At 67.2% G+C, this 5,004-nt stretch carries 4 protein-coding genes; 1 reads left to right on the top strand and 3 read right to left on the bottom strand.

Annotated elements, in window-relative coordinates:
* Positions 1-618 (bottom strand): carboxylesterase family protein (locus VFA16_RS22370; RefSeq protein ID WP_324969939.1); only part of this gene is annotated, 618 nt, incomplete at its 3' end.
* Between the two features lie 76 nt (positions 619-694).
* On the opposite strand from VFA16_RS22370, the gene VFA16_RS22375 reads away from it, so the two are divergent.
* Positions 695-1,384 (top strand): hypothetical protein, encoded by a 690-nt coding sequence (locus VFA16_RS22375; RefSeq protein ID WP_324969940.1) that lies wholly within the window; start codon positions 695-697, stop codon positions 1,382-1,384.
* 34 nt (positions 1,385-1,418) lie between these two features.
* Here VFA16_RS22375 and VFA16_RS22380 read toward each other — a convergent pair whose 3' ends face one another.
* Complete coding sequence (locus VFA16_RS22380) at positions 1,419-4,088, bottom strand: NAD-dependent epimerase/dehydratase family protein (protein WP_324969941.1); 2,670 nt, start codon at positions 4,086-4,088, stop codon at positions 1,419-1,421.
* A gap of 24 nt (positions 4,089-4,112) precedes the next feature.
* A partial coding sequence (locus tag VFA16_RS22385) for a beta-ketoacyl reductase (RefSeq protein WP_324969942.1) occupies positions 4,113-5,004 on the bottom strand: 892 nt, incomplete at its 5' end.

The raw sequence follows: 5,004 nt of genomic DNA on the forward strand, positions 1-5,004 counted from the left end.
CACTGCCAGCAGGGTGGCGACGGCGTGCGCGCCGGCGCTTTCGCCGAAGATGGTCACGTTGCCGGGGTCACCGCCGAACGCCGCGATGTTGTCGCGGACCCAGCGCAACGCCAGCACCAGGTCGCGCAGGAAAAGGTTGGTGTCGATGGTGATTTCCGGTGTGGACAGCGACGACAGGTCCAAACACCCGAGTGCCCCGAGCCGATAGTTGACCGACACGTACACGCAACCGCGCCGGGCCAGTCCGACACCGTCGTACAGCGGGGTGGCCGAGCTACCCAGGATGTAACCGCCGCCGTGGATGAAAACCATAACGGGCAGCGGCTTGTCACCAGCGGCTTGTGGGGTCACCACGTTCAGGGTCAGGCAGTCCTCGCCCATCGGCTGATACTTGCCCAAGCCGACGATCGTGTAACGGCGTTGCTGCGGTGCACAGTTGGTGTATCCATGGCAGTGGCGCACGCCCGACCACGGCTCGGCCGGCTGCGGGGCGCGGAAACGCAGCGGCCCGACCGGCGGCCGAGCATACGGAATGGAGCGCCACCGGTTGACGCCGTCGCGAGTGAAGCCTTCCACGGTGCCGATGGTCGTGGTTGCGCGGACGGTGTGTTCGTGCATGACCTGACGGTAGCGAAATCGATCTGTCCACGCGTGGCTAGCCGGGGAACCGGTTTGCGACGGATAACCTGTCGAAATGCGCATCGCCGTGCTGCTTGCAGCGTTGTTGCTGGTCGCCGGGTGTTCGTCGGTCGGCAACCGTGCGGGCCAAACCACGACCTCGACGCCGAACACAACCCGGAGCGCAACGGCCGTTGCCCCGTCGACGAACAAGCCGCCGATTCCGGCTGCTGCGCCGCAAGCCGGGGCACCAATCTCCGATGTGATCGCCTGGATCGAGGCCAGTCGTCCTGCCGACCCGACTCACTACCACACCGCTACGCGCGACGGCGTTACTACCGATCTCGGTCAGGACATCGCGTTCACCGCATCCGGCGCCAAAGTGCGCTGCATGACCGACGCCAAGCACACCGCCGCCACGTTGTCCTGCTTGGTCCGCCTGACGAATCCGCCGCCGCGTCCGGCCGCCGTGTACGGGGGATGGCGCGGCGGTTGGGCCGATTTCGACGGCACCAGCCTGCAAGTGGGGTCCGCCCGTGCTGATCCGGGGCCATTCACCAATGGTGACGGAGCCGAGCTCGCGTCGGGCGAGTCACTGGAGTTCGGCGATTTTCGTTGTCGCAGCGACCAAAACGACGTGTTCTGCGTGAACTATGCGCACCGGTCGGCCGTCCGGTTTGCCGCCGCCGGGATCGAGCCGTTCGGCTGTTTGCAGCCGGTGCCACCACCGGAGGGCATCGGGCAAAAGTTCAGCTGCTCGGGTTAATCGAAGCCTGGCGAGATCGGCGCTAGTGAGCCGGCTACTCGAACTTCCCGGCGCTGGCATCGATTTCGGCGTTGTCGTCGGCGAGCTCGAGGACCCGGATCTCCCCCGTGGCGCCGTCGACGTCCACGAGCGCGCCGGGGGGCAGCCGGCGGGTGGCGCCGGCTGCGTCGACCACGCACGGGAACCCGAACTCGCGGGCCACCACGGCGGCATGCGACATGGGCCCTCCGAGTTCAGTCACCACCGCGGCCGCATAGGAGAAAGCAGTGGTATAGCCGACGTCGGTGACCTCGGCGACGAGAATCTCACCGGGCTGCAGTTCGTCGATGGTGTCGGGCCGCACGATCCGGACGCGGCCGCGGACGCGTCCCCCGCACACCCCAAGCCCGTGCAGGCTTTCCCCGGGTGTGAGAACGGTCGCCAGCACGGTGCCGGCCTGCCAGTTGCCGCTGAAAAACGCGGGCGGCACGATGTCGGCCAGCATGCGTTGTTCGGCTCGCCGCCGTGCCACCAGTGCGGAAACGTCTGGCGGAAGCGCATCGAGCTCGTCGACCAGCAAGTAGAACACGTCGTCGACGGTGTCGATCACACCGGAATCGGCGAGGCGGCGCCCGTATTCGCGCAGTAGGCGGCGCAGCACCCAGATAGCGCGCACCATTTTGTCGCGACGGGCTTCGCGTTCGCGCAGTTGCCGGGCCGCCACGGCTGCGACAGGACGACCCCACACCGGGATGTTGGGACGCCGAGACGGCGGCGCGGCCGGCGCGTTCAGTGATTTGGCCACCATGCCCAACAGCAACTCTGGGTTGTCGGCGTAGCTGGTCGAGCGCATCTCGACTTCGGCCGGGCCGCGGTGTCCGATGAGCGCGAGTTCGGCGAGAACCGCGGCATGAAACTCCGGAGCGTGCTTGGCCAGCGCCTCGAGGTGGTCGCCGGGCTCGGACAGCAGCCGCTCCACTTCCGGGTCGCGGCGGGCTGCAGCGGCCAACCGCTGAATAGCGGCCAACGGTCGCGCACTGACCAACTCGGGTCCGCCCGGCGGCATGGTGTTGGGGCCACACAAACCACGCAGGATCGAATTGAATGCAGCGCACAGCATGAACGACCCGGAGGCCAGCACCCACCCGTGCACCGCGTGATCGCGCGCCAACGAAATCAAACTGAGCAGCCGGTGGACATCGAGTCGGCCTAGGTCCTGGCCCGCGAGCCGTTCCAGACGATCGACGTCGGCGATGTAGTCGGCCGTGTCGCGGGCCGAGCCGGCGCTGAGGCCCACAAGGTTGACCCCGAATACCCCGATGTTGCGGACGGTGCGCAGGTGTCGGGCCACGCCGCTGGTCGACGGTGGGCGCTGGTCGCCGAAGATCGGCAACGCGGCGGCGCTGGGTCCGAAGAACCCGCTGGTGGCGACGATGGTCGCCGGTTTGACGAACGGCACGGTTTCGGCCATGAAGTGTGCGGAGGTGATGGCGCCGTAGAGGCGATGGCCGAACACTGCGATGGTGCGCATCGCAATTTCGCGCTGGACCAATCCGCCGGGGCGGAGCCGTTGCGCGATGCCCACGCCGCCGGCCCGCAGGCCGCGCACAGTCACCGACGCCGAGGACGGCGAGAACGGTCCGGGAAGCGCCTCGGACAGATTCGTGGCGACAAAGGTGGGAAAGCGCGGATCGATCGGAGTGTCGAATTCGCCGTTGCCGTCTTCGGGGCCGGCTAGTACGGGCAGGGCGCCATCGGCGGCGGGGGCGTCAACCGCGGGGATTTCCTGGATGCGGGCCAGCTGCCAGGGCAGCGACACCACTCGCGTGCCCAGGGTCACGCGACCGCGCACCGCTAACACGAAGTCCTCGACGGATTCCTCGGCGTTCCATGCCGGTGTAAAGCCCCACTGCTCGTGCAGCAGTGAGGTATCCATCACCGGCGCATTCAGAATCAGGCTTAGCTTGTCGAAAAAGGTTGGTGCGCCTCGGTGTAGCACGTTCACCTTGATCGGCACAATTGGGCGCCCGAGCGCGGCCGCAACGTCGCGGAAAGTGACCTGGCCCGGTGCGGCGAGGTTGATCGGTCCGCTTTCGATGTCGCTGTCGAGCACGGCGCGAACGAACACGCGAAGGGCGTCCTCAGTGTGTACCACCTGCAACCGGTGGTCGGCGGAGCCGTCCACGTCGGGAAATGCCGGGCACGCCAGCAGCCCCTGCAGCCAGTTGTCGACGTCGCGGCCGAGGACCAGCGCGGAGCGGATCGCCACCCATTCGGCGCCGGACTCGGCCAGCATCTCCTCGACCCGGGCTTTGTGGCGACCTTCTGTGCATGCGGGTTCTGGTCGGTCATGCTCGCTGGCCCGGGACGTGAGGTGCTGCGTGCCGTACACGTGTGCCGACGACGCGAAGACGATGCGCCTGCTACCGGTTTTGGCCATGGCTGCAAGCACATTGGCGGTGCCGCCGATGTTGACTTCCTGGCTGAGGGGATCGTCTGCGCGGCGGTTGGTCGCCCATGCGCAGTGGGCGACGACGTCGGCTCCCGCCACCGCGCGCTGGACGGCGGATGCGTCGCGGATGTCGCTGCGAACGAATTCCGCTGCGCTGGGCCAACTGTCAGGCCGATGACGCGCCAGGCCGACGACGTCGTGGCCGTGGCTCAGCAATCGGGCGACGAGTCCGCGGCCGAGTACGCCGTTGGCTCCAGTGACCGCGATTCTCACGGAGTGACCTTCGGTCGCATTTGCCTACTCGTCGTCGTTGAGCAACGCCGCGTTGACCAGATCGTCGAGGTCCATCTCGGCGATGTCTTTCCTGGTGGTCCCTTCCGGGGCGTCCGAGCTTGCGGCGCCGTTGGTTTCGTTGGCCAACGACAGCAACAGGTCCAGCACTCCGGCCTGCCGCAGACGCTTGACTGGAATGGAGGCCACCACGCGCTGGATTTCGGCTTCCCCGGGAGCGGGCTGTTGGGTGTCCGGCTGCGTGCCGCCGAGCAGTTCTTGGCGGAAGTAGCCGGCCAGTGCCGCCGAGTTGGGGTAGTCGAAGATCAGGGTCGGTGACAGCGCGAGCCCCGTCGCAGCTTTGAGCCGGTTGCGCATCTCAACCGCGGTCAGGGAATCGAACCCGAGCTCCTGGAAGGCGCGGTTGGGGTCGATGGCCTCCGGGGTGGTGTTGCCGAGCACGGTGGCGATGTTGGACCGCACCAGATCCAGCAGGATGGTGTGCTGCTCGTCTTCGGGCAGCCCCTCGAGCCGTTGGAGCAGAGCAGATTTCGACTTGGCTGCGGCCAGCGAGTCGTCGACCTGGCGGCGGGCCGGCGCGTTGATGAGGTCAACGAACATCGGCGGCAATGTGCCTCCGTCGAATTTGGCCTTCAGCGCGGTCAGGTCGATGCGGGCCGGCAACAGGAACGGCTTGTCGATGATAAGCGCGGTGTCGAGCAGCTGCAGGGCTTCGTCGGAGGACATCGCCACGATGCCGTCGCGGGCGAATCGGGCGAAGTCGACGTCGCCGAGTTCACCGGTCATTGCGCTGGCCTGATCCCACAGTCCCCAGCCCAGCGAGATCGCCGGCAAACCGTTGGCCCGCCGATGCACCGCCAAGGCATCCAGGAACGAGTTGGCCGCCGCATAGTTGGCC

The organism is Mycobacterium sp., from assembly GCF_035653355.1.
Lineage (GTDB): Bacteria > Actinomycetota > Actinomycetes > Mycobacteriales > Mycobacteriaceae > Mycobacterium.

Coding starts and splice junctions, on each gene's coding strand:
- VFA16_RS22375 (WP_324969940.1), top strand. CDS start 695: ATGCGCATCGCCGTGCTGCTTGCAGCGTTGTTGCTGGTCGCCGGGTGT.